The sequence below is a fragment of the Lactobacillus sp. ESL1191 genome (assembly GCF_058504435.1).
In genome coordinates this window covers 215,603-240,000 of the sequence record NZ_CP196365.1, presented here as the reverse complement: position 1 = coordinate 240,000, position 24,398 = coordinate 215,603, and the positions used below count along the sequence as shown (strand labels likewise).

Below are 24,398 nucleotides of genomic sequence, written 5' to 3'. Positions count from 1 at the left end.
AGGTACTACTTCCCTGTTTCTTGCAAAACAGCTTTCTTATCTTACCTAACCGGTTGCTCTTTGTCAACTCTTTTCGTTCGGCTTTTTTACTTAAGAAGGCTAACTCAGTCAGCCCACTCAAGCACAGATAATACTTTACACTTTTTATAATAAATCGTCAAATTTAAATTTTTGTTCGTTATTTACTTATTTTTAAAAATCAAGTATAACTTATCATCATATTTTTATTTTATATGCGTACTAAGTTTGATATTTTTCATACATTATTCGTTTTCAGGCACTTTTGCTTTGATCAATTACCAAAAAATTATTTAAAATAAAAAAGACCTTGCCGGTCTTTTGTCTTAAATTAAACTAGCTTCCTTAGAAATTTGCTTCATTCCATTCATGTAAGGAATTAGCGCCTCGGGTACCGTTACCGTACCATCCTCATTTTGGTAATTTTCTAAAATAGCGGCGACCGTTCGGCCAACTGCAAGTCCTGACCCATTTAAGGTATGGGCTAGGTGGGGCTTACCCGCTTCATCCCGGTAACGAATTTGTGCCCGCCGGGCCTGGAAGTCGGTACAGTTGGAACAGCTAGATATTTCCCTGTACTTGTCCTGGTAAGGCATCCAAACCTCTAGGTCATAGGTTTTGGCACTAGTAAAACTAGCATCCCCTGTTGCAAGCGCAACTACCCGATACGGCAAGTTGAGTTTTTGCAGCAAGTCTTCGGCATTTGCCGTTAGCTTATCTAACTCAGCCCAAGATTCTTCTGGTTTGCAGATTTTAACCATTTCAACTTTTCGAAATTCATGCATTCTAATCAAGCCACGTGTATCACGGCCCGCAGAGCCAGCCTCACTTCTAAAAGCAGGTGAAAGCGCAGTTACGCTAATTGGCAGTTTACCATCGTGAATAATTTCATTTCTGAAATAGTTAACCAGCGGTACCTCAGCAGTTGGGATTAGGGTTAAGTCTCGCGGCTGATCCGGATTATCATTGTCAACAATCGTATAAACATCCTCACGGAATTTCGGAAATTGGCCCGTTCCTTGCATCGATTCATCGTTGACTAAATATGGCGGAATTATTTCAGTATAACCAGCTTTCGTATTTTCATCTAAGAAAAAGTTAAAGACCGCCCGTTCAAGCAGGGCTCCCGCACCTTTGTAATAAACAAAACGCGCACCGGAAGCCTTAGCACCACGATCCCAGTCTAGAATATCTAAGTCGGTACCTATGTCCCAGTGAGCTTTCGGTTCAAAAGCGAGCTTAGCTGGTTCATGCCAACTGCGAACTTCCTGGTTATAACTTTCATCTGGACCAACCGGCGCCGAATCAGCCGGAAAATTCGGCAGTCTAAGGATGATATCGTTCTGCTTGTTGGTTAATTCATTAACCTGATCATCCAAATCTTTAATTTGAGTTCCGACTTCACGCATTTCTGTGATGGCATGCCCAGCATCTTCTTGGTTGCGTTTAGCTGCTGCAATTTGCTTAGAAACCTGATTCCGCTGAGCTTTGAGCTCTTCACTGCGCTTCAAACCTGCGCGTCGCTCTTGGTCAATCTCTATTAATTCATCTAGTTCCTCTGGCTTAATCCCACGCGTAGCCAGCTTCTCCTTGGCCCACGGCAAATTTTCGCGAATTACTTTAATATCTAACATTTTGCTCCTCCATATTAAAAATAATCAAAAAGCCAATTCATCCCTAAAATTGGGACGAATTGGCTCATACATGACTTCGCGGTACCACCCAGCTTCAACTGCCTACGACAGTTGCACTCATTATGGCGATAACGGAGCCGCAACCCGTGCAACTATTAATTGCCCACTTAATGGAATCTGGAAACGGCTTCTACTCACTTGCACCACCACGTGAGCTCTCTAAAACAGCCTTAGGATTCCGTGTTTGAATTTATTTTAAGCCATTCTTCTTTTTTAAGCAAATAGTATTTTTCTTCATAAGCAAACAGGCGGCTGATCATGCCCAAATCAACTGAGTACATATATTGGAAGCCCAGGCGTCGGAGTAAGTGTTGCGAACGCTGATTCTGCTTAAAAGTACCTGCCCAAATCTCCTCTTGTCCTAACTGCTTAAAGGCGTATTCAAACAAGGATTTTAACGCTTCAGTCATATAACCTTGCCCAGAAAACTCTTTGTCTAACAAAAAGCCGACTTCCTTGGTCTTTAGTAGTTCACGCTCATCCGTTCCCCGCTCATACAGTTCAACCAGACCAATCAACTGCTGGTTTTCGGTTAGACAAACCGCATAGCTATACTTGCGCGCAGCATATTGTCCGGCCGCCGTTTCAGCAGCAGCCAAGTTATGGTACTGCCTAAATCCCGCCAGATGTTGATAATACTTATCTTGTCCCCACTTTAACAACGTCGGGGCATCTGCCAATTTAAATGAACGTAAATAAATGCGTCCGGCCATCACTTACCGACCAGCTTAACCAACCAGTCCATCCCAAAGGTCAAAGCAATACTATAGGCTGCGATTGTCCATGGCTTACCCAACATGATAATCCAAAAGTAGGTCCAAAACTTCATGTCGGTCAGACCAGCCAATAAACAGAGGACATCATCAGGGGCCATTGGCGCTATGATACAAATGGCAAAAAACCAGTTAAACTTGCGTTGATTCTCCGTCCACTTCATGTACTTGTCTAATGTTCGCTCAGAAACGATATGCAAAATAAAGGGGCGGCCATAAAATCTGGCCAGGAAGAAATTGATAATTGAACCAATACAAATACCAACGTAGTTATAAATAAAGCCAGCGACTGGGCCGAAAAAAATAACCCCGCCTAAAAGTGATACGCCTCCCGGAATGATAGGGATAACTACTTGAATAATTTGAATTAAGACAAAGATCAGTGGACCAATAATTCGTTTATCCGCCAAGTACGCTTTCATTTTTGCTTGATCAGTAAAAACGCCTAAGCGATACCAATAGATGCATAATAAGATGATAATAATTCCGCTGACCACGGTAAAAACATTGATTAATCTTCGACTAGCTTTAGCTGACAGATGCATAGTTTACCTCCAGTGTTATGCTACATTTTACCAAAAAATTAGCTAGATGATTACTTTTTCAACTATTCTGCAGCTAAATAATAAAATTTCACAGTGATAATCGGTATTAAAAAGAGGGCTTTAATGTTTGTTCCCTTTTCATCAGTATTATAAACTTGCAGCTTGCCTAACGTATTTGAGCACTTCTAACATATTCTTTGCGCACACATCGGCATTAGATTGGTCTATCTTCATCCGGGTCTCTTGATACGCAATGGTTTTTATCCCAGCATTTTTAGCAGCAGCAATGCCGTAATAAGAATCTTCTACGGCGATGCACTCAGCTGCAGCTAGGTGTAACTCGGTTAAGGTTTTTAAATAAATCTCCGGGTTAGGTTTATTTTGCAATAAAGCTTCCCCGCTGTTGATCACATCAAAATATGCTTTTATCTGACAAGCTTCTAAAACTTCTAAAATATGTTCTCGTGTTGATGAAGATGCAACTGCTAACGATAAGTTATGCTCTTTAGCGTAGTCTAAAATAAGTAAGAGATCTTTTCTAAACAGGCTTTGATAGTCAATATTCTGGTATTGCTTTTCAGAAAAGCGATTAAATTCACGTTCAACTTCTCTAATAGACACTTTATCGTCCAAAAATTTTTGCAGGAGTCTGTATAAATCTCCATAAGATTTTCCCACTGGTTGTAAAAAATCTGCTTCAGAGAAATTATGATTTGGGTTAAACGTAGCGATAAATGCTTTTTGAATTTGAAAATCATGATATTCGGTATCTACGATAACCCCGTCCATGTCAAATATTATTCCTTTTAAATTAATGGTCAGCCCAGTTTAAAAATCAATCTTTCAGCTGGTACGACTTACTTCCGACTGAAAGCGCGCACCAGTCTCTAAACAGCCAATGAGCTAAAATTTATCTTTATTAGCAAAGTGAAGACCAGTTGATTTTAACGTATAATGTGACTATAGCTACACTCATTGGAGGTAAAATAGATGATTAAAATTAGTAATGACATTATTTATGATGAACAACGGCAGCTAGCTGTTGACGTTTACGCACCCGCCCAAGCAACAGGTAAGATCTTGCTTTTTTGGCATGGCGGTGGCTGGATTCGCGGCGATAAAAGCAACCTAACCGACTTATGCACTAGCTGCGCTGAACAAGGCTTGACGGTTTTTGCCCCTAATTATCGGCTTGCACCTGAAAACCTCTTTCCGGCTGCCCACCAAGACAGTGTTAACTTTGTCGAATGGTTACTTCAAAGTGACTACCTCAAACAAAATTCAACTAGCCCATCCGCCATCACACAAATTGGTGCCAGCAGCGGTGGCGTATTAGCGCTCTACCTGGCTGGTCGGTATGGTTTCCCAACCGTTACCTGGTCTGCACCGGTCAATTATTCTAGCTGGATCAAGGACCACCAAGAAGTCAAGGCTGCAGTTGATGCCCAAAGCGAACTAGGCCTGACCGAGCCACGCGCAATCAGCGATTCTTTTTACAAGTACTTTACCCTCACTTATATTGGCGCAAACAACCAGCAAAGATTACCAGAACTTGATGCTAAAGCTTATAACTATCAAAATTTACACCAGCTAATGATGATTAATTCCACCAATGAATTATCTCCTACTGACTACCTGCTCGATTTTATTAATATGCTTGCCCAAAAGGATCATGGAGTTGACCTCAAACTGCTACCAGGAACTCGTCATGCAATGGCCTATGCAGATGAGTATCTCAATGAATCAGTGGCTTATTTAACCCAAAAGTGAAGTTAGTCGCCAGATTGTGCTGACCACTTTTTTACTTATTAATAATTAGTAAAAACTGTGCTAATGCATAACAACTTTTGTGAAAACGTTTTATAATGAGTAATGTCCACTTATCAATTGCAAATTGCAAAATATTTTAAGGAGATCCATTATGGCTAAATATCAATCGATTAATCCATTTACAAACGAAAACTTTGCCAATTATGAGAATTCAACCAATGCCCAAATTGAAGATGCTATCAGTCTTGCCCACGCACTCTATCAAAAATGGCGTCACGAAAGTCCCTCAGGCCGCAGTAAGACCCTGCGTCAAATAGCTACCGAACTGCGTCAGCAGAAGGAGGAGATGGCAGAAATAATGACCCGTGAAATGGGCAAAGTGATTGAAGAATCACGCGGTGAAGTTGACCTGTGTGCTTCAATTTGTGACTATTACGCAGACAAGGGGCCAGACATGTTGAAGCCGCAGCCCATTGACTCACAACTAGGCAAGGCATACTACTTGAAACAAGCAACTGGCGTAATTATGGCCTGTGAACCGTGGAACTTCCCTCTTTACCAAGTTATTAGAGTCTTTGCACCCAATTTTATCGTTGGCAACCCGGTTCTGCTCAAGCATGCTCACAACGTTCCTGGTTCAGCTGAATTAATTGCCAAAATTGTTAAACAGGCAGGCGCACCAGAAGGTAGTTTAATTAACCTCTTCCCTACTTATGATCAATTGGACACCATTATTGCCGATTCCCGTATTCAGGGTGTTGCCTTAACTGGCTCGGAACGCGGGGGTGCCTCCGTTGCCGAAAACGCTGGTAAAAACCTCAAAAAATCAACTATGGAACTCGGCGGTAATGATGCCTTTATTATCCTGGATGATGTTGATCCGGCTGTTTTAAAGCAAGCGCTCAGCTCGGCAAGAACTTACAATTCTGGGCAGGTATGTACCTCATCCAAACGAATGATTGTCGCCAAGTCAAAATACCAGGAAGTTCTTAAAGAATTAAAGGCGGTCTTTGCAAGTCTTAAACCGGGGGACCCCCTCGATCCTAAGACGACCTTGGCCCCAATGAACTCAGCTGGTGCCAAAGAAAAGCTAACCCAGCAAGTGCAAGCCGCAATCGCTAGTGGAGCAAAAGTTTTTTACGAATATCCAGAAATTGATTCAGCTGGCGCCTTTTTCCGCCCAATCATCCTGACTAATGTCGATCGCGATAATCCTGCCTTTGACCAGGAATTCTTTGGACCCATCGCAATTGTCTATGAAGTTGAGGACGAGGAAGAAGCCATTGCCCTGGCCAATGATTCTAGTTATGGCCTCGGTTCCTCCGTGCTAAGTTCCGATATTGAACGTGCTCGCAACGTAGCTGCGCAAATAGAAACGGGCATGACCGTAATTAATGGTACTTGGATTAGCTCCGGCGAATTACCTTTTGGTGGTGTCAAAAAATCCGGTTATGGTCGCGAGTTAAGCGAACTAGGCATGATGGCCTTTGTCAATGAGCATCTGGTAATTGACATGCAAAGTAAGTAAAGCTTACCAAAAGAGCCTGAAAAGAAATTTAATCTAACCAAAAAGACTGACAAATCACGTTACCAAACGTCGATTTGTCAGTCTTTTTAAATTGTGAAATTTTTTAGTTTGGCTTAAAGCGGACTTTTGCTCAGACACTATTTTATTTCTTCTTGCTGATTAAACTGTAACCAGACAGTGTAGTCGTCATGATACTCGACAAAATCAAAAAGTAAGTCGAAGCTCCAATTGAGACTGCATATACCAGTAGTTCACTCGTAATCCTGTGCAAAAATCCAGTATTGGACAGTGAATTGTTTGACAGCCTAAAGAGTAAGTAAATCAGAAACCCTGTTTCAATTACTGATAACAGAAAGGCAATAATCTGGCCCCTCCTAGTGCTGCGCAAAGTATGATAAACAATCAAAATCGGAATGCAGACCAATAATAACCAGATGAAACAGAGTAAAATACCGGACAGTAGAGTCGTACTTGATGAAAAAAGATGGCCCGCCAAGCTGAAGGTAACCCGCGTGATCGACATTTTACCACTATAAGTAACATCGGAGACTGATGCACCAGAGCCGGCAAACAACACAATCAGATTGATCACTGCCAGCAGTACCACCAGCAATTGCACATAGCCGAAGTGTTTTTTGGTTACTGCCGTTTCCGTCACTTGCTGTTGCAGTCGGCCACCAGTCTTCCCCCTTGACTTCGCCTTTTGACTTGATTCCTCAACGTTATTGAACATATTCGAGCCGAGCTGGTTGACTCTTTCAGTCAACCGTTCGTCCGCGGTATAGCGCTCGATTTTATCAGCACGGGCGCAGACCAGATATAACCAGACCAGCAAAGCAAAGAAGCTAATCCAGCCAATGCTACGCGAAAAGCTCATCACGATCAAGAGAAAAACACCTAGTAACAGGACAATCATACTGTTGGCTCGGGTCCACTCCAGCATCCTTTGTACTACTAAGTTCTGTTTTTTGGGAACGAATTCCTGCCGATAAGCCTGGCGGCTAGTAGCCCTTGAACCAGCTTTTCCGGCCTCTGTTGCTTGGTCAGTAAAGAATGCATCACGATATTTTTGTAAATTAAACTGGCATTTCGGACAAAGCTTGTCTGTCTCTGAAACAGCTTGGCCGCAATTTGGACAAGTAGTCATAATAATCCTTCCTTTGCTGCTATTAAAACTTGGTAAGTTAATCATAAATCAAAAATCAGCATAAAGACAATTTCTTTGCGATTATTTTTACTTTCTGAACCTTTTAAATGATAGCAAAAAAGATTGAAAATACGCTAAAGTGCGCCTTTCAATCTTTTTTAGTGGTTAGTCTTATTTGCGCTTACCCCAATGCACACCCTCGTAAGTCAGTTTAACCGCTGCCGACAGGGTAATTGGCATGATGAAGACCAGAATAACCAGGCCGATAATCACGGCTAAGGCAACCTCAATCAAGGTCGGGATACCGGATGGAATTAAGGCAGCAAACGTACCACCGAGGATAACTGCCGCCGAAACTACCACTGTTCCGATAATACCACAGGCTTTCAGCATCCGCTCACTCGGTTTACCACCATCAATATCGCGATAACGTGTCATCAGGAAGATACTGTAGTCAACTCCTAAGGCAATTAACATGATAAAACTGAAGAATGGTGTATTCCAAGTCAACAGGTCTTTACCCATGGCTGCTTTAACTATCCATTCACTAATTGACAGTGAGCAGAAGTAAGCAATCAGTAATGTTCCCAAAATGTACAATGGTTGCAGTAATGACCGGGTAACGAAGATCAGCGCGATGCCAATCCCAATTAACATAATAGCGGCAGTTCTAAGAAAGTCTTTATTGGCCACGTCTTTGACGTCCGCAATCTTAGCACTTTGACCACCCATGGCCACCGTTGACTTTTCAAGTCTAGTACCTTCAAAAGTCTTCTTAGCCGTTAAACTAAGCGCTTGCGCCTTTTTTGTTGCTTCAGTGTTACTTGGATTAGAATCAAAAACAATGATCAACATGGCCGACTTCTTGTCAGGACTAAGGTAATTAGCAACTGATTTTTGGAACGTATCATTTTTGATAAATTCTTTCGGAATATAAAAAGTATTAGCAGCGGTAGAACTGGCTAAGCCCGTCAAGTATGCAGCACCTTGTCCCAAACCACTATTGATACTATCCACACCGGAAGTAATCTTAGGCATGTTGCGGGCCAATTGGCCCGCACCCGCGGTAAGTTGGCCCACACTAGAATTCAGCTGACCAATACCGCCATTTAAGGTGCTGGCACCGGAGTTTAGCTGACCAGAAGCCGAGGCTAACCGGCCCACACCAGACTGTAGTTGACCCATTTGTCCAGAAGCGTTAGGCATTGACGATGAGCTCTGCTGCCATGCTTTTTCCAAAGCAGCACCAGCAGCTTGCATTGCCGCCATCTTTTGTTGTGGAGTTAGGCCTGGCAGACTGCCAATGCTCTTAGACAGATTATCTTTGTAACTCTTTTCTAAAGTAGCCTTGGTGGTCTGCTGCTGACCAGCCATTCCTTGCGCACTAGCACTTAGCTGGGAATTCAACTGTTTTAGCCCGTTAGCCAACTGCGAAGTACCACTTTGGAGGCGTCCGGCACCACCTTGCAGTTGACTCGTACCACCTTGCAGCTGACTGCTTCCACTAGACAGGGCAGTTGCACCACTGGCTAATTTCTTGCTTGCCTTACTCAACTTATTCAGACCGGCACGAGCCTGATCGACGCCTTGGTTAACCGTATTCAATTGGTTCTTGACATACAACTGCTGGATACTTTCACCGTATGGTTGGGTAACCGAAGTTACAAAAGAAACATCTTTTGAGCCTTGAAGTTGCTTGGTCAACTGATCGATTAACTTTAGGTCAGCTTCATTATCAAGACGGTGGTCACTCTTAATGTAAAGAGTGGACGGCTCCGCCATACCCTTGGAGAAGTTCTTTTCAACAACCAGCATCCCTGCCTTGGCTGGAACATTATTATCGATTTCATCAGTATCGTCATAATTTAGATGACCAGAATACATCAAGCCGAAGGGAATCACCACAACTGCCAAAACCAATAAATAGATTATCGGGTGAGCCATGGTACCTTTAGAAATGCCATGCCATAGCTTATCTTCATGCTCGCCACCGAATTTCTTTACTGGCCAAAACATCTTTTCGCCCAAGACAGCCATAAAAAACGGATTGAGAGTTAACAGAACAACCAATAAAATTGCCACTCCGACGGCCACTCCAACTGCTGAGCGATAGATTGAGAAATTGGCCAAACTAAGGGCTGAAAAACCAATTAAAATTGATGAACCCGAATACAGAATGGTCTTCCCGGCTACTTTCAGGGCGTCTTTCATGGCCTTATAACGGTCCATGCCAATGCCCAGATTCTCCTTAAATTTATCGTAAAGCAGGATGTTGTAATCTGTACCTATTCCGAATAAGACAATCACAATAAAGACTTGGGTAAAGTTAGAAAACGGGAAGTTTTGGTATTTGACCAGGTTGGTCACAATTGAAAAGGCAGTAATAAAAGATACCCCAACCGTCAAGAGAGAAATTAATGGAACAATTGGTGACTTAAACACAATTACCAAAACAATAAAAATAAAGACAACAGTAATTGCTTCTGTTTTTTTAATTCCTTCTTGGATAGAGTTTGAAAAGGCATTTTGTAAGACATCTGCACCCGTTACATAGGTACGCACACCAGCAGTCTTGACCGCTTTATTCAATTGCGTCTCTACTTCATTAATCGGCGCATGCTTTTTGGCTACATTTAATTGCATTACCCAAGTAGTATTATTTTTGGACTGCAACTTCTTGCGGGTAGCAATATTATCATCAGGCGCTAAAACGTCTTTGATGCCGTACTCATCCCGGTCATTTTTCAGTTTAGCAACAGTTCGATTAATGGCACGTTTATCATCAGCCGTTAACTTACCGCTTTTTTTATTGAAAACAACTGCAATTTCATAGGTGTTCTTTTTCTTAGGACCCCAGTCATTTTGAATTGTTTGGGCGACTTCACTTTGAACGTTTGCAGGCAAGGAAACATTCGAGTGCTCCCGTGTTAATCCCGTGACATCTGGTAAAGCCACAACCGAAATAATTAAAATCAAAACCCATGCAATTAATGAAAAAATATGGTTTTTAAATAATTTTTGCACAATGATTTTCCTCTCTAATCTTGCAAAATACTTTTAGGTAGAACTAATTGTAAAATCATTTCATGATAACCCTCATTAGCTTTCGCACTGGTCTCATCAGCAAAGGATGAGGACACATCCAAGAAAACATAACCTAGAACTGCACCAATCAGGGAATGAAGCGAAACTGTGCTGTTATCGCGTAGGTTTAGTTTATCGGCCAACGCAATTATGTTTAGGATTTCTTGTGTAATCGCGTCCTCTTGCTGATATTCATTAAGATGGTACAGAATGCTAATCAAGGCGGGATCGTCCAAGATAAAGTCTCGCACGATATCCGCAAACTTGAGAATTGCTTCCTTGCCCGAAAGCCCCATCAAATTATCAACTAGTTTTTGCTTTAAGATATTAATTCTACTTGCGCCAACCAGCGACAATAACTGTTTACGACCAGAAACATAATGATAAAGCGACTGGGAACGAACATTTAGCTCTTTTGCCAAAGTGGGCAAAGTGGTGGCAGAAAGACCCTTTTGTCCAATTAGTTCCGTTGCTTTTTCAATTACCTTATCTAAATCGAGGCTCCTTTTTTTAACCAATTGCACCCCTCCTTTTGACAACATAATGTACAATATAACACTACACTTTGAAGAATACAATCTACAATATGTAAATTATTTTAATTTATTTAAAAAGCCAAAGTTACCAAGACTTTGACTTTGACTAATCAGCTTATATTTACTTACTTTCAAAAAACTGCTTAACGGTTTCACCAAGCTTCGTGAATTTTTGGTCATTTTCACTCCACACGCTCACACAATATACCTGCCCGTGAGTTTCAACCAGTGCAAGATTAGCTTTACTGTCACCAATAGCATAACTAGTACCCGCGCTAGTATGAACGACTTTCGGTCTATTTTTTACCTGATTCAATTGACCCAGCGCTAAACTAGCATACTGCCTCTTCAAGGTCTTATTCTGATACAGGTTGATCAAAACGCGGCCCAAATCTGCTGCAGTCGTTGTAGCTAGCGGACTAGCGGTGTATTTAGTCGCAAACTTGGTGTCACTTGCCCCCATCTTCTTAGCAACCTGGTCAACATTATTTGGCTTAACTTGGTCCAAGAGCACATTACCGGCGGTCTGACTGCCCTGCATCATCGACTGCCTGATAAAGGTTAATGCATAAGCAATCCCCGGTTGCAAGACTTTATCACCTTTTACGGCTTCCGCCTTTTTAACTTTGACTGCTGCCTTACCGGCCAGCTTACCCTCTTGTTCCTGGTAATAACTAGCCGCAAGCAAAAAAATTCGACTGCTTGCGCCAACACCGTGAGCCTTGACTGAATTAGCCACGCGCGCATATTTGCCATTGTTTAAGTCCTGCACACTAACCTGATAGCTGCGGTCTTTGCCCATTACTTTTTCAATCTTTTTGGCCCAAACCTGCTCACTGCCCGCCTCAACTTTGATTTGGTTGGGATATTCAACCTCAGGAACCTTAAGTTCGTGCTTTTTCTTTGCCTTACCACCCGGCAAAACTTCTTTTTTATTTTGCCCAACAATTTCTAAGTTGGTATGCTCAACCCGGCGCAAATTAGCTGCGTACAGCATAAAAGCCAGCAGGGTCGTCACAATTGAACCAATGAGCACTTTGTTTTTCATAAATCAACCTCAACTTAAAAGAAATGGTGTCGTTTCATCAAGATAATTAACCAACCCATTAAAAAAATCATCGCCACCGTGATCGTAATCCAGTCTGAAGAACTATGTCCGACTGGTAAGCTAACATTCATACCGTAAAAACCAGTTAAAATAGTTGGAATGGTCAAAACTAGTGACCAAACCGTCAAAAATTTCATCGTATCGTTCAGGTTATTGTTCATCATATTGTTGGACGTAGCTGATAATGTTTGCGTTACTTGCTGGGAAATTTTAACCATTTCGGCTGACTGGTTTGACTCAATTAAGACATCGTCAAGTCGTTCACGTGCCTGCTTGGTAAAGTCTAATTCAGATAACTTCAAGCTGTGCAGCATCATCAGATTGGTCTGGATCGAACTTGCTAGATAAACCAACCCTTTTTCAATGTTGGATAGCTTGACCAAGTCCTTGTTATTGATATTATCAGATAATTTTTGGTCTAACTTGTTACGTTCAACATCAAGCTGCATGACCGCCCGCTGAAAGTACTGCGACGAAAATAATAAAAACTTCATCAGTAGTTCAGTCACATCCTGCGAAGCGGAAAGTTTTTCCCGCATGGCACGATCGTTGAATTCGTCAAAAACATAGCTGGTGGACTCAGTATGGAAGGTGAAGATATCTTCACCCGAAACCAAAAAGGTAACTGGCTGGGCGGTGAAGTGCATGATTGCGGTAGTAGGCCAAATTGGTACATCATAAACCAGCAGGTGGATATGGGTGTGCGTATCGTAGTCATAGTGCGGGCGTTCATGACGGTCAGAAATATAAGAGATCATGTCAGGCGTAAAGTTAAATTCCGCTTGTAACTTTGCACTGTCTTCCTCACTCAAGTTGCTAATGTCATACCACCGATAATTGGTTTCCACCAAAAATTTTTGTTCTTTAATCACTCGGTCCACCCCTATTTACTTACTTTAGCTGGTCTTAAGAGCCAGTTTTAGTACTGCTATTATCTTACCATGCAAGTGGAAAACGACAAACAAAAAGCGGTCTCAAGACCACTTTTTTATAATTGATAACCTAACCTGGGTTACTGCTTCCAGGCAGTGTTGAACTTGCTCTGGCCAGTCAAAATCTCCTGATTAACGTTGAGCTGCTTTTGGGCACCCCCCAAAATAAGGCAATTAAAATTATACACAAAATTCTGTTTACCGGTTAATTTTAGCTATTTATAGCTTTAAAGTTCGCTTTTTATGAACTTTTGAACCTTCTCAGATTTTTTTGTTCTAGATTTTACCTTTTTTGGCCAACAAAAAAGCCCATCTTCGAAAGACAGACCTTTCCAAATAAATTTGCTATTTAGTTTTTATTGTTTCCAAGCAGCGTCAAACTTGTTTTTACCCGTATTGATTGCGCTGTTTACATCCTGATGCTTTTGTGCAGCAGACATAATGGTTTGCATAATTGGGTTGAGTTGACCATAAGCAGCACCAGAATCTTTGATTACCGGAATACTGTACAGGTTCTCCATGGCACTTTCGAGTTTAGCCGGAAGCTTAAGCTTCTTATTATTCTTATACTCAGCCGAATCAGCAGCGGTTTGGTTAACTGGGATATAACCAGTTGCATTAGCCCACTTAAGCTGACTAGACTTTGAAACTAAGAACTTAATGTAGGTAAAGGCTGCGGCCTTTTGGTCAGCCGTTGCATGTTTAAACATGTAAATGTCAGTACCTTGTGACATAGTATACTTACCGGGACGTGGAGCAACATCATAAGTGAATCTATTGCCAACACCTTGCTTGACGAAGCCTTCTCCCGCAGAGGTACCAATATACATGGCAACCTTTTGGTTAGCAAACGGACCTGAAAGGTAATGTTCTGAACCAGCTACTCTGAAGTAGCCGGCCTTAACACCGTCAGCGTAGTAGTTAATAACTTTCTTAGATGTATCACTGGCAAAGTCAATTTTGCTGGAGAAGTTAACACCATTATTCTTCATTCCCAAAACATAGTAGTTGGACAGAGAATCAAAGCCAGCTCCAACAACCTTGTGCTTACTCTTGGTATAGATGATTTCCGCATCCTTTTTTAGCTCATCCATTGTTGCAGGAGCTTTTTTGATGCCATATTTCTTAAACAAATCAGCATTGTAAGTTAGGGATTCAATTGACTTGTTGAATGGAATTCCGTATTGGGTACCCTCAATCTTGGCCCCATTAAGAAGTGCTGGCTTAATATCGGAGCTCTGCTCACTGCCCCAACCAACCTCTTTATTGTTGATATATGGCTTCAAGTCAACCAACATCTTATTCTTAGCCGCCGTGGCCAGCCAGTCTGGATAAGCTTGGGTAATTGTCGGTAAGTTATTTGGTGACTGCAGAGTTGAATTAATCTTGGCTTGCAGGTCTTGGTATGCGCCTTGGTTTTCCAACTTAACCTTGATTTTCGGGTTTTCTTTTTCAAACTCTTTGGTTAATTCCTTTAAGGTATCTTGTTGAACACCTGTCATCCCATGCCAGAAAACAATATTAGTTTTCTTGGTTACCTTGGCAATCTTCTCCGTATCAGAACTTGAAGAAGAATTTCCACCGTTTGAACAAGCAGCAGTACCGACTAGTGTCAATCCGACAGCAAAGGCTGCAGCAAGCTTTCTACTAAACTTCATTTGGTTAAACCTCCCAAAAATAAAAACTAAACAACAATTTTTTGATTCAATCAAAGCGTAATTGTCTCATTACGCTTTGGTAAAATCCGTTCTCCAAATGGGTTCTCCTCCAGCTCCGGATGCAGTGTGTGCACCGGGATTAGTATCTGTGGCTGAACTTCCCCAATAATCTCTTTGAGCTCTTCTTCGTCAGCATGCCCAGAGCAGCGCAACGCCTTGAACTCGATCCTTTTATTCGCCAAATCTTGCAAAAACGGTTTGTAAGCCGGATCAAAGTCACCTAGCGGCTCAGCGTTAGAGTGCAAATAGAGACCATTTGCCTGCAAATCAGCATAATTACCAACTGCTTGCCAGAGGTACTTGTGATCATCATTTAACAATTCCTCATAAGGAACTGCCAGCTCTGTTTTTAGATCAGCAAATTTTTGCTCCCCTGGCAAGTAATAATACGGATAATCCTTCCCCAACTCCTTGAGCAGGTGCGCCCGCCCAGCGTGTAGCACAACGCGCCGCGGTGAATCCGCAATGATTCGCAAGAGCCGCTCCACATTAGTCGGATACGTGTTGAAGGTAATCTGTCGTTTGGGATTATCTTTTTGCAATTGTACAATTTCGGCAGTTAGTTCCTGTTCATTCTTAGGGCCAGTGAACTCCTCGCTATCCTCGTCGTGCTTTTCTTCTGGCCAAGAAACACCGGTACCCTCGACAATAAGAGCAGCGCAACCCTTGGCTGCTGCCAAGAACTGGTGCACCCAATCCGGATGATAGCCATGTAGGCGCACATCACCGGTATAGGCAATTACCTTATCAGGTGTCTTGATTAATAGGCCCGTTGCGCCATAAGCATCATGATCACTGGGCCAGATTTCTAGTGTGATATCCCCCACCTCAATTAGCTTGCGGTATTCAGCGGCGATGATCGGTCTCACATAACTTGCTACATGACCAGCAGCTGGTAGCAGAAAATCCCCTTGCTCATTGAGTGGTGCCATCATTTGGGCAGTAATTGGTCCCGCATAAAGTGGAATCTCAGGCGCTAAAAAATTCATCGCCTTGCTATGGTCTAAGTGAAGATGGGACATATAAGCTGCCGCATGTTCCCAGCGCTCTGTGTCAATTGGTTGACCGGTAAGTTTAGGATCATAAAAATTAGGTACATCTCCGATCAACTGATTTTTGATCAGCGTCTGGTAACTTTCATCTGGCAGTTTGAGTTCTGGACGGTAGACTTCGCCCAGATCGAACAGGACATGTGACTTTCGGTAGGCCACTTCAATCATTGGTCCACCAATTGTAGTCAAGCCATTATAAAAAGTAAGCCTAGTTTTATCCTTTGAGGTCATTGCGCACTACTCCTTTGATAATCTGTTTTCTGAAAATTAAGTACAGAACTAAGATCGGTAAAACCGTCAAGGTTGCAGCTGCTAATTGCAACTGTGTCTCACTGCCGGCATCAGAAGCAAAGGCTGACAGGCCATTATTTAACAGCCGCATTGTATCTTCATTAGTAACTAAAAGCGGCCACAGAAAAGAATTCCAACCAGAAATAAAACTCAACAGGCCCACCGTGAATAGACCGCCCTTGGACATTGGCACCAGAATTTTCCAAATATAATCCCAATCACTGGCACCATCAATCATGGCAGCCTTATAAATCGTACTTGAAATTGAGCCAAAGTAGCTTTGCAAGTAGTACATGTAGAAGATTGACGTCAAAAACGGCAAAACTAAACCCACATAAGTATTGAGTAAACCCATGTGCGCAATTGTATTGTAATTGGTGAAAATAATCGCTTCTCCTGGCACCATCAGCAGCGACAGCAAAACCATCTGGACCAGTTCCTTGCCCTTGAAGCGCAAGTTAACCATTGCAAAAGCACCCAGTAGTGAGTTAAACAAACTAACAATCGTGGTAACGCTAGCCGTCAATACCGTATTGAAGAAGTAACGTGCAAACGGCGCCCGCGCAAAAACTTTGGCATAATTCGACCATTCAAAGTGTTGGGGAATTAGGGTTGGCGGAATTGAAGTCGTCTCCTGAAAGTTCATCAGTCCCCCCAAAATCATGTAAATGAAGGGAAAAACCGTAATAACAGCGAAAATGAACAAGATGACATAACTGAATAAAACACTCAAGCGAATTCGTTTCATTTAATTTTCTCCTATCTTCTTCATCATCTTCCGCTGCAGGAAGGTTGCAAACAGGATAATCAGGAACAAGATGACTGTTGCTGCCATTGCAACACCTGGAGTACCAACAATTTGAAACTTATTGTAAATGTAGAAGACCGCCGTCGTACCTGAATTTCCGACCCCTGCCTGCCCATTAAACAAGGCATAGACTGAAGTATAAATCTTGAAGGCCCCGATAATGTTCATGGTCAGCAAAAAGGCAATTGTTGGCACCAACTCCGGCATCGTTATCCGCCAGAACTTGTCCTTGCCACTAGCACCGTACATATCTGCAATTGTATAAAAGTTAGGATCAATATTACGCAAGGCACCCATTAAAATAACAATATTGAAGGCTAAAGAAGTCCAGATGCCAAAAATAATGATTGTTGCGAGCGACATCGCGGGATTATCAATCCAGTCAGGAGCCGGCAGGTGGACACTCCTGAGCAAAAAGTTGAGCATCCCGTAGTCGCCATTAAAAATATAACGAAAGACAATTCCGATTGCGATAGTCGACGTTACGTAAGGCATAAAGAAAGTCGTTTCAAAAAGACTCTTGTGTTTGACCTTATCAAAAATTATCCAGGCTAACATAATCGAAATGGCCAAGCCTACTGGAACTGAGATCACTGCGTATAAAATGGTGTTCTTAATCGCGAGCCAAAATTCTGGATCGTTGAAAATATACTTATAATTGTTAAGTCCGGTCCAATTTAAGTCAATTAGTGGGCCTCCTTGAAAACTCATCCCAAAAGCCCGTAAAATCGGATAAATACTAAATAGAGTGACGAAAATGATGGTTGGCGCTAAAAAAAGCCACGCTTTTTTCTGGTTAGTCTTCATTAGTAAACGCGCTCCCCCTCAGGTGTAAAGAGAAATATGCGATTAAGCCGCATTTGGAAGTTAATTTCATCGCCATGTTTAATCGGCGACTCCAGGCTAACCAGCGAACGAGCCTGATTTTGGTCGGAGGTAAACTTCAAAATCCGTTCACGTCCAATTAATTCAATGTCATCAATCGTGGCACGAATATCACCCTCAGGATCAGGAACAATGTTTTCCGGACGAACTGATAGAATGTAATCACCATTAGGAATTGCTCGCTTAAAGCGCGCTTGGTCCAAATCAGCCAGCTTAATCGTAAACTGACTCGCCTGCAACTCCTGGTCGGTCTTTTTTACTTTAAAATTGTCAATTACTGGATTACCAACAAAGTTGGCCACAAAGTAATTATTGGGATCAAGGTAAAAGTTTTCACCTAAATCATCCTGTTGGATAACTCCGTCATTAAAGAGGATAATCTTATCCCCGATTGAGAGTGCTTCTTCCTGGTCATGGGTCACAAATAGCGTTGTAATCCCTACTGTCTTAACCAGAGCCCGAATCTCTTCCCGAATCTTTAGACGCAGCCGAGCATCCAGGTTACTCAGCGGTTCATCCATCAGCAAAATCTGTGGTTCTTGAACCAGAGCCCGGGCAATTGCCACCCGTTGCTGCTGACCACCTGACAAGTTGCCCGGCTTTTGCTCAGCCAGTTCAGTAATTTGCGTCAACGCCATGTACTTCTCGGCAATCTTCTGCGCATCAGCCTTAGCTTTTTTATTTTTACCGACAATTAGGGGGAACATGACGTTCTGCAGAACTGTCATATGCGGGTACAGGGCATAGTTTTGAAAAACATAGCCAATCTGCCGGTCCTTTGGCGCAACCTCAACTACAGACTTGCCGCCAAATAGAATTTCACCCGACGAGGGATTAAGTAGTCCCGCAATCATGTTCAAGATAGTTGTTTTTCCACAACCCGAGGGACCAAGCAAACAGACAAGATCACCTTTTTTGACAGAGAAGCTAACATTTTTAATGGCTTCGTGGCCATTATCATAGACTTTTCTGAGCTTCTTTACTTCAACAAATTTGTTGTTATCCATAAACCCCGCACCATTGTATTTGTATTTAATTTTCTGACACTAATTAATCACTCTAATTTTATGACAAAATCAGTTTTAATACAACCATCTTTATCAGGAAAATTCGTACTTTGCTCGAAGCAGTCATACTTTCCAGATTTAAATTGGCCTTTTATGTAAAATTCACTAATTATTTAGCAATAATAATTATAATTGTTCTGTTTTTGCTGGTTTTCCTGACTTGAAATGAGCTTTTGTACTGGAACAGTCTTTTTAATTCTTACCATTCAGCAATAAAGCAGGAGAATGATCGCCTTGCTAAAAGAGCTACGACTTAATGCCGTAGCTCCTCATGGTCTATTATCTACTTCCTTGACCTGCATTTGCCGGTCAACTTGGACCCTGCCAGTTTGATAGTCAAAGGAAAAACCCGGTTGCACGTTAAATAAGTAAACATTAAAGTCGAGGACACCATCGGTGGACACGGCCTGCAGGTTAATTCCACGAGCCATCAGCTCACTACCACGAAAAATCGGCGTTGCCTGGTAAATTATCCGCTTGTTCTGCCTCAGTGCCATCCGCACCCGAGCTTCAAAAATGGTTTGAACTCTCTGATTGGAAAAAGCTGATTGGGTAAACAGGTTCTTGGGATTATTCTGGTCGCCCGACAGGTTAGCCGGATTGTAATTACCATCTAAGTCAATGCCAGCTGAAACCGAGTAGGCAATTAGGTGCCCGCGATTATAAATTTGCGTACCATTGCGGCGGTTGTAATGCCAGCCCGTAGGTTCAACAACCTGCCGCACCCGCAAGTCATCACCAGCAACATTACGTTTTTGTAAAAAGGCCGTATTGGAATGTGAAGTCCGATTCAGTTCATCGAGGTTAGCATAGATGACCCGGTTGACCCGCCAAGCATTTTTGACCAGCGTTGAATTATTATGATTGACTGGCAGATAGGCTGCCTGCCCGCTTTTAAAGTTTTGTTTGGCTAACTTTTGGTAGTCTTGTTGGGAAAGCCCGCCGTAAACCTTGGCCGCGGGCTTAGCTTGGTCAATTGTCCCCTTAGTATCTGACTTCTGCGTAAACTGGCTAATCGTTTGTTCACCACTGGGGTCTGACCCGCCTTTGGTCGAAACAAACCACAGCAAAAATATGATAATAATGACCAACGCCCAAAAGTCACTGCGGTCAGTTCTTCTGCGCCGTCTTTGCTGTCTGCGTGCCATTAAAATCGCTCCTTAACTTAGTCATCATTAAAGTATAACTAATCGAACTTTTGTTTGCAACTCTTTACAAAAAAAGACCAAGTCTTTCAACTTAGTCTTAATAGTTTTAATTCCTTGCCCATTCAGCAATCATGTTCAAAAAACAGCTTTCAGATAGTCGTTTAATCTTACTACCAGTTTGGTTATACTTCTGGGCCTGCAACCAGTCAGGGTGGTTTTTGCTGAAAAATTTCTGGTCTGCCATAATCAGATAATCCGTATCAGACTGCACCACAGCTTGCACCAAACCACCCATATTGGTAACCATTAATGCTGCCTCGGCCTTGTCCATCGCGAGCCCTGCGGCTAAAACAAATTTCTTATTAGCGACCGGATTGTGCAAGCCAAGCTCCCACGCCTCAAGCTCTTTATCCAGCAAGTCCAAGTTCTTAACTTTGGCGCGAGCTTGCTTAAGCAGTTCTTCATCAAAGTGTCCGCGAAAGTCGTCGTAAACCTTTTTGGTAGCGATCGCGTCAGCTAAGCCATGATGTTCTTCAACTTCAGCAATACCCGCTCGCTGCAAACAGTCAAGCAGGCGATTGTGCTGGTGAGGATAATAGGCACGGGCCAAGCGTAAGACATCAACGTGATTATTTTTGAGCTCAGGTAACTTGAACTTCTTGGTCAAATCATACAAAAAATTCAAGTCAAAGTTAACATTATAACCAATAATTATATCATCAGCGATAAATTGACGAAAATCAATTATGGCGTCTTTGACCGGAATTCCTTCGCTAAGGAGTTGCTCTTCGGTAATCCCATTTAAGTTGGTAATGAAGGCTGGCACCCGGTTAGACCGCGGATAAAAGACCAGTTTACTGTATTCAGCCACCACCTCATTCTGACGGACCTTAATCGCGCCAAGTTCAGTGACGTGGTCACGGTAAGGACTGAGACCAGTTGTTTCAATGTCTAGTAGGGTATAGTCAGTGATAAAGCCGGGCCGCTCCTGACCCTTGCCCCGAATTTTGGCTTGAGCGCCAGAAACGTGTAAAACACCATTTTTAATCAAAATACTCATCTGAATTACCGCTCCATCCTTAATGCGTGTAGCAAGTCACCAGTATTGGCATTGACCGCTGCACTGCGCGCGCGAATCCGCATTGGCAACTCATCCTGGTTCAAGTCAGCAGCTACGTATGACCACTGCGGAAACTCTTCTACCAAGTGGATAATTGGCTCTAGCAACTGGGGGCTCGTTTCATCAACACCCAACTCCAGAAAGACCACCTGCTCCTCTTCGTTTCCCGTCAGAAACCAGCGAAATCGAGTATTGGCATCGGTATCCGGATAAAAGTGCTCATTCCGCGGCAGGTGAATTTCCATCGGTTGCCCGCAAATAACACACTTAGGGACCAGCGCTGCGTTTAAAGTTGACCCAGCAGCAAGCAGTGCTTGTACGGCCTCACGGTCACTTACTATTCCGTGACCTATTCCGCTTGAGCATTGCATCATGGTCCAGTCACCAAAGGCGTTAAAAATCCGCTTCTGATTAAAGCCGGCTTGTTCAAAAAAATGACCAAAAGTCGAGGTGGCAACGAAGTACTGCTTGTTGGCCAATAGTTCTTTCAGCTCACACATAGTCTGACTTGCTTGGTAGTCAAGCGAATACGCTTTGATTAACTTACTCCATAAGAGCCACTGCTCAGGCCATGAAGCCAATTTGAGTTCCAAAGCACTAGCCACTGAATGCACGCCATATTCCTGGGCAAGCTGCGGAAAAGTCTGGTCAAAGGCAGTTTGCCCCAGCAGATCTAAACCTTCCAGTTGAGCCAGACCATTTCCTGCAACCACAATTACAATATTTGCTTCATTAATTAAGCGCTGGGCTTGGGCTAAATTTTCCATCTACTTCTCATTTCTATTTTCGCTCATAACCAGTAAAGAAAATCTTGCTATCTTCAACATCAGCCAAAAAGACGTCATTAAAATCCTGGTAACCCGCTGCTTTAACTTCCTGCTTTAACCAATTTTCGTCCCGGTCGAGTTGCTCAAGCACATCATAGTTGACCTGGCCATCACTAATTAACGGAAAGCGAACATTTTTTTCATCTTTTTTGATTACCGTTAGTTGGCCATTCTTTTCAAAAATACAGTTTTTGACCGTTTCAACCGAATAAATACCCTGGCTACGTAACTTGAACATTAACTCATTAGCAGATAAACCAACCGCCAAACAGTTCTTCACCAAAACCTGCCCGTTTTTGATAATTTGCATTGGCTTGCCGTCAATCAGGGCCCGGATAAAGTTACTGTGTTCCCGGGCAAATTTTAAAATGAACACTAGCAGTGTCCACACAATTAAAACCAGCATAAACTGCAAAACAGTGATGTTGGAATTATAAATTACGCCACCAATGATACCACCTAAGACATAGTTTTGCAGCTGGTCCAAGGCAGTCGTTGGCGCAATATTACTTTTACCAAAAACATTTATTTGAAAAATTAGTGTCAATACGCCTAGCCCGAACTTAATAAACAGTTGTGTATAATCCATGCTTGCCTCCTCCTAATTCTGCACGTTGACTTCAGGGTTAATGACATGAGCTTGTTCTAAAGAATAGCTGTTGTTATCATCATTCAAATTCAACTGATAATCGGTATTTTTGGACTCTAACCGCACAATCAGACCATCTTTCAGGGTCGTTGAATTAACCAAGACGTCCTTTTCAGGAACCCCCTGATCTCTAGCGATTGCCTTTATGAAGGGGACAATTTGCTCAGACTGGGACTTATTCAAGTTGGTCTGCACATATCTTTCATATTGCGTACCGACAAACAAGAGTAAAAACAACAGGGCAATAATGCCCAGATCACGGTAACGTGTGTCAAAGCGATGCCGCAGGTAAAGCACAATGAGTGCAATCAGCACAACCGCCGTTGCGGCAATTAATGCATAGAGAATATTTTTATTAGTATTCTGATTTTGCTCAATATACTTGAGTGTATAAAACTTCATAGTATTGTCACCTCTAATAAAACTGCTAGCACCGGAAGTATCGCCGGTGCAGTTGGAACCAGATGTTAAAATAGGCAGGTAAGCAGGACCCGTGCAGCTACAAATGCTGAACTCAAGCTAGCGACCTTAACTTGTCTAAACTCAGTATCTTGGTTAGCTATGTTTATAAGCCTATTCATCATCAAGTATAACAAAAATTAGTTGAACCCGGTGCCATCACTACTTATCATTGGTAATATGTTGCTTAGGAGAAAATCAGGCAGTTTTTAACCCACTATTTTGCTTTTAAAGGTTCTGCGCTAAAATAAAGGATGATGTTAAACAAGGGAGAACAATTATGAAAACTGGCACCAAAATTATCACTTTAGACAACGGCTACCACCTGTGGACCAACACCCAGGGAGACGGCAATATTCACCTTTTAGCACTGCATGGTGGACCTGGTGGAACCCACGAATACTGGGAAGATACTGCAGACCAGCTCAAAAAACAAGGACTAAACGTCCAAGTCACAATGTACGATCAATTGGGTTCGCTTTATTCTGACCAACCGGATTATTCTGACCCTGAAATTGCCGAAAAATACCTGACCTATGAATATTTTTTAGCTGAGGTCGATGAAGTTCGCGCCAAACTTGGCCTTGATCAGTTCTACTTAATTGGCCAAAGCTGGGGCGGACTGCTAGTTCAGGAATACGCCGTTAAGTACGGCCACCATTTAAAGGGAGCGATTATTTCATCAATGGTAGACGAGATTGATGAATATGTAGATTCTGTTAACCGCCGTCGCCAGGAGATTTTGCCGCAAAGTGAAATCGACTTCATGCATGAATGTGAAGAACACAATGATTACAACAACCAGCGCTACCAAGACGACGTCAACAGCTTAAATATCAACTTCGTTGACCGTAAACAGCCATCCAAACTATACCACTTGAAAGATCTCGGTGGCAGCGAGGTCTACCATACCTTTCAAGGTGATAATGAATTCGTTATTACTGGAAAGTTGAAGGAATGGCACTTCAGAAAGCAGCTAAAAAAAATCAAAGTACCAACTTTGATTACCTTTGGTGAAAAAGAAACAATGCCCATCGCCACCGCTAAAACGATGCAACAAGAGATTCCAAATTCGCGCCTGGTAACTACACCGGACGGCGGACACCATCACATGGTCGATAATCCTGACGTTTACTACCAGCACTTGGCTGATTTTATTCGGCAAGTTGAAGACGGAAGCTTTCAGGGCGAATAACCTACCGTCATTTTAAATTTTAAATTGAGCAAGCAAGGACTGCT

The 24,398-nt window shown here is 42.5% G+C and carries 22 protein-coding genes; 3 read left to right on the top strand and 19 right to left on the bottom strand.

All coding sequences use genetic code 11. From position 1 onward, the window contains the following. Positions 1–344: 344 nt before the first annotated feature. The 4 genes from serS to ACSYSN_RS01240 all read right to left on the bottom strand — a co-directional run bounded on the left by serS (position 345) and on the right by ACSYSN_RS01240 (position 3,831). Complete coding sequence (serS, locus tag ACSYSN_RS01255; protein WP_491712467.1) at positions 345–1,652, bottom strand: serine--tRNA ligase; 1,308 nt, start codon at positions 1,650–1,652, stop codon at positions 345–347. A gap of 230 nt (positions 1,653–1,882) precedes the next feature. After that, a complete protein-coding gene (locus tag ACSYSN_RS01250) occupies positions 1,883–2,425 on the bottom strand; it encodes a GNAT family N-acetyltransferase (RefSeq protein WP_491712466.1) in 543 nt (180 codons plus the stop codon). Then, on the bottom strand, positions 2,425–3,030 hold the full coding sequence (locus ACSYSN_RS01245; protein WP_491712465.1) for a TVP38/TMEM64 family protein: 606 nt from the start codon (positions 3,028–3,030) through the stop codon (positions 2,425–2,427). The genes ACSYSN_RS01250 and ACSYSN_RS01245 overlap by 1 nt, the downstream gene beginning before the upstream one ends. A 147-nt stretch (positions 3,031–3,177) precedes the next feature. Then, positions 3,178–3,831 carry an HAD family hydrolase gene (locus tag ACSYSN_RS01240; RefSeq protein ID WP_491712876.1) on the bottom strand — a complete coding sequence of 218 codons (654 nt, stop codon included), beginning with the start codon at positions 3,829–3,831 and terminating at the stop codon, positions 3,178–3,180. A 189-nt stretch (positions 3,832–4,020) separates the two neighbouring features. On the opposite strand from ACSYSN_RS01240, the gene ACSYSN_RS01235 reads away from it, so the two are divergent. After that, positions 4,021–4,800, top strand: coding sequence for an alpha/beta hydrolase fold domain-containing protein (locus ACSYSN_RS01235; RefSeq protein ID WP_491712464.1), 780 nt, complete (start codon positions 4,021–4,023; stop codon positions 4,798–4,800). A 151-nt stretch (positions 4,801–4,951) separates the two neighbouring features. After that, a complete protein-coding gene (locus ACSYSN_RS01230) occupies positions 4,952–6,328 on the top strand; it encodes an NAD-dependent succinate-semialdehyde dehydrogenase (RefSeq protein ID WP_491712463.1) in 1,377 nt (458 codons plus the stop codon). Between the two features lie 142 nt (positions 6,329–6,470). Here the strand turns inward: ACSYSN_RS01230 and ACSYSN_RS01225 are convergent, their stop codons facing one another. From ACSYSN_RS01225 to ACSYSN_RS01155, 15 genes are all read right to left on the bottom strand, one after another. Then, positions 6,471–7,475, bottom strand: coding sequence for a hypothetical protein (locus ACSYSN_RS01225; RefSeq protein ID WP_491712462.1), 1,005 nt, complete (start codon positions 7,473–7,475; stop codon positions 6,471–6,473). A gap of 171 nt (positions 7,476–7,646) precedes the next feature. Further along, the gene (locus ACSYSN_RS01220; protein WP_491712461.1) at positions 7,647–10,499 is read right to left on the bottom strand and encodes an MMPL family transporter; all 2,853 of its coding nucleotides are present in this window, start codon (positions 10,497–10,499) and stop codon (positions 7,647–7,649) included. A 14-nt stretch (positions 10,500–10,513) separates the two neighbouring features. Next, positions 10,514–11,077 carry a TetR/AcrR family transcriptional regulator gene (locus ACSYSN_RS01215; RefSeq protein WP_317637727.1) on the bottom strand — a complete coding sequence of 188 codons (564 nt, stop codon included), beginning with the start codon at positions 11,075–11,077 and terminating at the stop codon, positions 10,514–10,516. A gap of 139 nt (positions 11,078–11,216) precedes the next feature. Next, positions 11,217–12,143, bottom strand: coding sequence for a serine hydrolase (locus ACSYSN_RS01210; RefSeq protein ID WP_491712460.1), 927 nt, complete (start codon positions 12,141–12,143; stop codon positions 11,217–11,219). 14 nt (positions 12,144–12,157) lie between these two features. Further along, positions 12,158–13,075 carry a magnesium transporter CorA family protein gene (locus ACSYSN_RS01205; RefSeq protein ID WP_491712459.1) on the bottom strand — a complete coding sequence of 306 codons (918 nt, stop codon included), beginning with the start codon at positions 13,073–13,075 and terminating at the stop codon, positions 12,158–12,160. Positions 13,076–13,491: 416 nt separating this feature from the next. Continuing rightward, the gene (locus ACSYSN_RS01200; RefSeq protein WP_491712458.1) at positions 13,492–14,793 is read right to left on the bottom strand and encodes an extracellular solute-binding protein; all 1,302 of its coding nucleotides are present in this window, start codon (positions 14,791–14,793) and stop codon (positions 13,492–13,494) included. Between the two features lie 50 nt (positions 14,794–14,843). Further along, positions 14,844–16,136 (bottom strand): MBL fold metallo-hydrolase, encoded by a 1,293-nt coding sequence (locus ACSYSN_RS01195; protein ID WP_491712457.1) that lies wholly within the window; start codon positions 16,134–16,136, stop codon positions 14,844–14,846. Further along, complete coding sequence (locus ACSYSN_RS01190) at positions 16,120–16,944, bottom strand: carbohydrate ABC transporter permease (protein ID WP_491712456.1); 825 nt, start codon at positions 16,942–16,944, stop codon at positions 16,120–16,122. Before ACSYSN_RS01190 ends, ACSYSN_RS01195 begins: the two co-directional genes overlap by 17 nt. Then, complete coding sequence (locus ACSYSN_RS01185; RefSeq protein ID WP_491712455.1) at positions 16,945–17,811, bottom strand: carbohydrate ABC transporter permease; 867 nt, start codon at positions 17,809–17,811, stop codon at positions 16,945–16,947. Then, positions 17,811–18,896 (bottom strand): ABC transporter ATP-binding protein, encoded by a 1,086-nt coding sequence (locus ACSYSN_RS01180; protein WP_491712454.1) that lies wholly within the window; start codon positions 18,894–18,896, stop codon positions 17,811–17,813. Before ACSYSN_RS01180 ends, ACSYSN_RS01185 begins: the two co-directional genes overlap by 1 nt. Before the next feature lie 329 nt (positions 18,897–19,225). Then, entirely contained in the window at positions 19,226–20,104 is an 879-nt protein-coding gene (locus tag ACSYSN_RS01175) for a DNA/RNA non-specific endonuclease (RefSeq protein WP_491712453.1), read from the bottom strand. Positions 20,105–20,210: 106 nt separating this feature from the next. Further along, positions 20,211–21,164, bottom strand: a complete 954-nt coding sequence (locus ACSYSN_RS01170) for an exonuclease domain-containing protein (RefSeq protein WP_491712452.1) — start codon at positions 21,162–21,164, stop codon at positions 20,211–20,213. Between the two features lie 5 nt (positions 21,165–21,169). Beyond that, positions 21,170–21,991 (bottom strand): Sir2 family NAD-dependent protein deacetylase, encoded by an 822-nt coding sequence (locus ACSYSN_RS01165; protein WP_491712451.1) that lies wholly within the window; start codon positions 21,989–21,991, stop codon positions 21,170–21,172. A 13-nt stretch (positions 21,992–22,004) separates the two neighbouring features. Then, positions 22,005–22,640, bottom strand: coding sequence for a DUF421 domain-containing protein (locus tag ACSYSN_RS01160; RefSeq protein WP_491712450.1), 636 nt, complete (start codon positions 22,638–22,640; stop codon positions 22,005–22,007). A gap of 12 nt (positions 22,641–22,652) precedes the next feature. Then, complete coding sequence (locus ACSYSN_RS01155; protein ID WP_491712449.1) at positions 22,653–23,102, bottom strand: DUF3290 domain-containing protein; 450 nt, start codon at positions 23,100–23,102, stop codon at positions 22,653–22,655. Positions 23,103–23,439: 337 nt separating this feature from the next. Here ACSYSN_RS01155 and ACSYSN_RS01150 point away from each other — a divergent pair, with 337 nt between their 5' ends. Next, entirely contained in the window at positions 23,440–24,354 is a 915-nt protein-coding gene (locus ACSYSN_RS01150) for a proline-specific peptidase family protein (RefSeq protein ID WP_491712448.1), read from the top strand. Positions 24,355–24,398 lie beyond the last annotated feature (44 nt).

Bases quoted from the DNA above. Each gene is read 5' to 3' on its own strand.
- serS (WP_491712467.1), bottom strand. From the start codon at position 1,652: ATGTTAGATATTAAAGTAATTCGCGAAAATTTGCCGTGGGCCAAGGAG.
- ACSYSN_RS01250 (WP_491712466.1), bottom strand. From the start codon at position 2,425: ATGGCCGGACGCATTTATTTACGTTCATTTAAATTGGCAGATGCCCCG.
- ACSYSN_RS01245 (WP_491712465.1), bottom strand. From the start codon at position 3,030: ATGCATCTGTCAGCTAAAGCTAGTCGAAGATTAATCAATGTTTTTACC.
- ACSYSN_RS01235 (WP_491712464.1), top strand. From the start codon at position 4,021: ATGATTAAAATTAGTAATGACATTATTTATGATGAACAACGGCAGCTA.
- ACSYSN_RS01230 (WP_491712463.1), top strand. From the start codon at position 4,952: ATGGCTAAATATCAATCGATTAATCCATTTACAAACGAAAACTTTGCC.
- ACSYSN_RS01225 (WP_491712462.1), bottom strand. From the start codon at position 7,475: ATGACTACTTGTCCAAATTGCGGCCAAGCTGTTTCAGAGACAGACAAG.
- ACSYSN_RS01210 (WP_491712460.1), bottom strand. From the start codon at position 12,143: ATGAAAAACAAAGTGCTCATTGGTTCAATTGTGACGACCCTGCTGGCT.
- ACSYSN_RS01200 (WP_491712458.1), bottom strand. From the start codon at position 14,793: ATGAAGTTTAGTAGAAAGCTTGCTGCAGCCTTTGCTGTCGGATTGACA.
- ACSYSN_RS01195 (WP_491712457.1), bottom strand. From the start codon at position 16,136: ATGACCTCAAAGGATAAAACTAGGCTTACTTTTTATAATGGCTTGACT.
- ACSYSN_RS01190 (WP_491712456.1), bottom strand. From the start codon at position 16,944: ATGAAACGAATTCGCTTGAGTGTTTTATTCAGTTATGTCATCTTGTTC.
- ACSYSN_RS01185 (WP_491712455.1), bottom strand. From the start codon at position 17,811: ATGAAGACTAACCAGAAAAAAGCGTGGCTTTTTTTAGCGCCAACCATC.
- ACSYSN_RS01180 (WP_491712454.1), bottom strand. From the start codon at position 18,896: ATGGATAACAACAAATTTGTTGAAGTAAAGAAGCTCAGAAAAGTCTAT.
- ACSYSN_RS01175 (WP_491712453.1), bottom strand. From the start codon at position 20,104: ATGGCACGCAGACAGCAAAGACGGCGCAGAAGAACTGACCGCAGTGAC.
- ACSYSN_RS01170 (WP_491712452.1), bottom strand. From the start codon at position 21,164: ATGAGTATTTTGATTAAAAATGGTGTTTTACACGTTTCTGGCGCTCAA.
- ACSYSN_RS01165 (WP_491712451.1), bottom strand. From the start codon at position 21,991: ATGGAAAATTTAGCCCAAGCCCAGCGCTTAATTAATGAAGCAAATATT.
- ACSYSN_RS01160 (WP_491712450.1), bottom strand. From the start codon at position 22,640: ATGGATTATACACAACTGTTTATTAAGTTCGGGCTAGGCGTATTGACA.
- ACSYSN_RS01155 (WP_491712449.1), bottom strand. From the start codon at position 23,102: ATGAAGTTTTATACACTCAAGTATATTGAGCAAAATCAGAATACTAAT.
- ACSYSN_RS01150 (WP_491712448.1), top strand. From the start codon at position 23,440: ATGAAAACTGGCACCAAAATTATCACTTTAGACAACGGCTACCACCTG.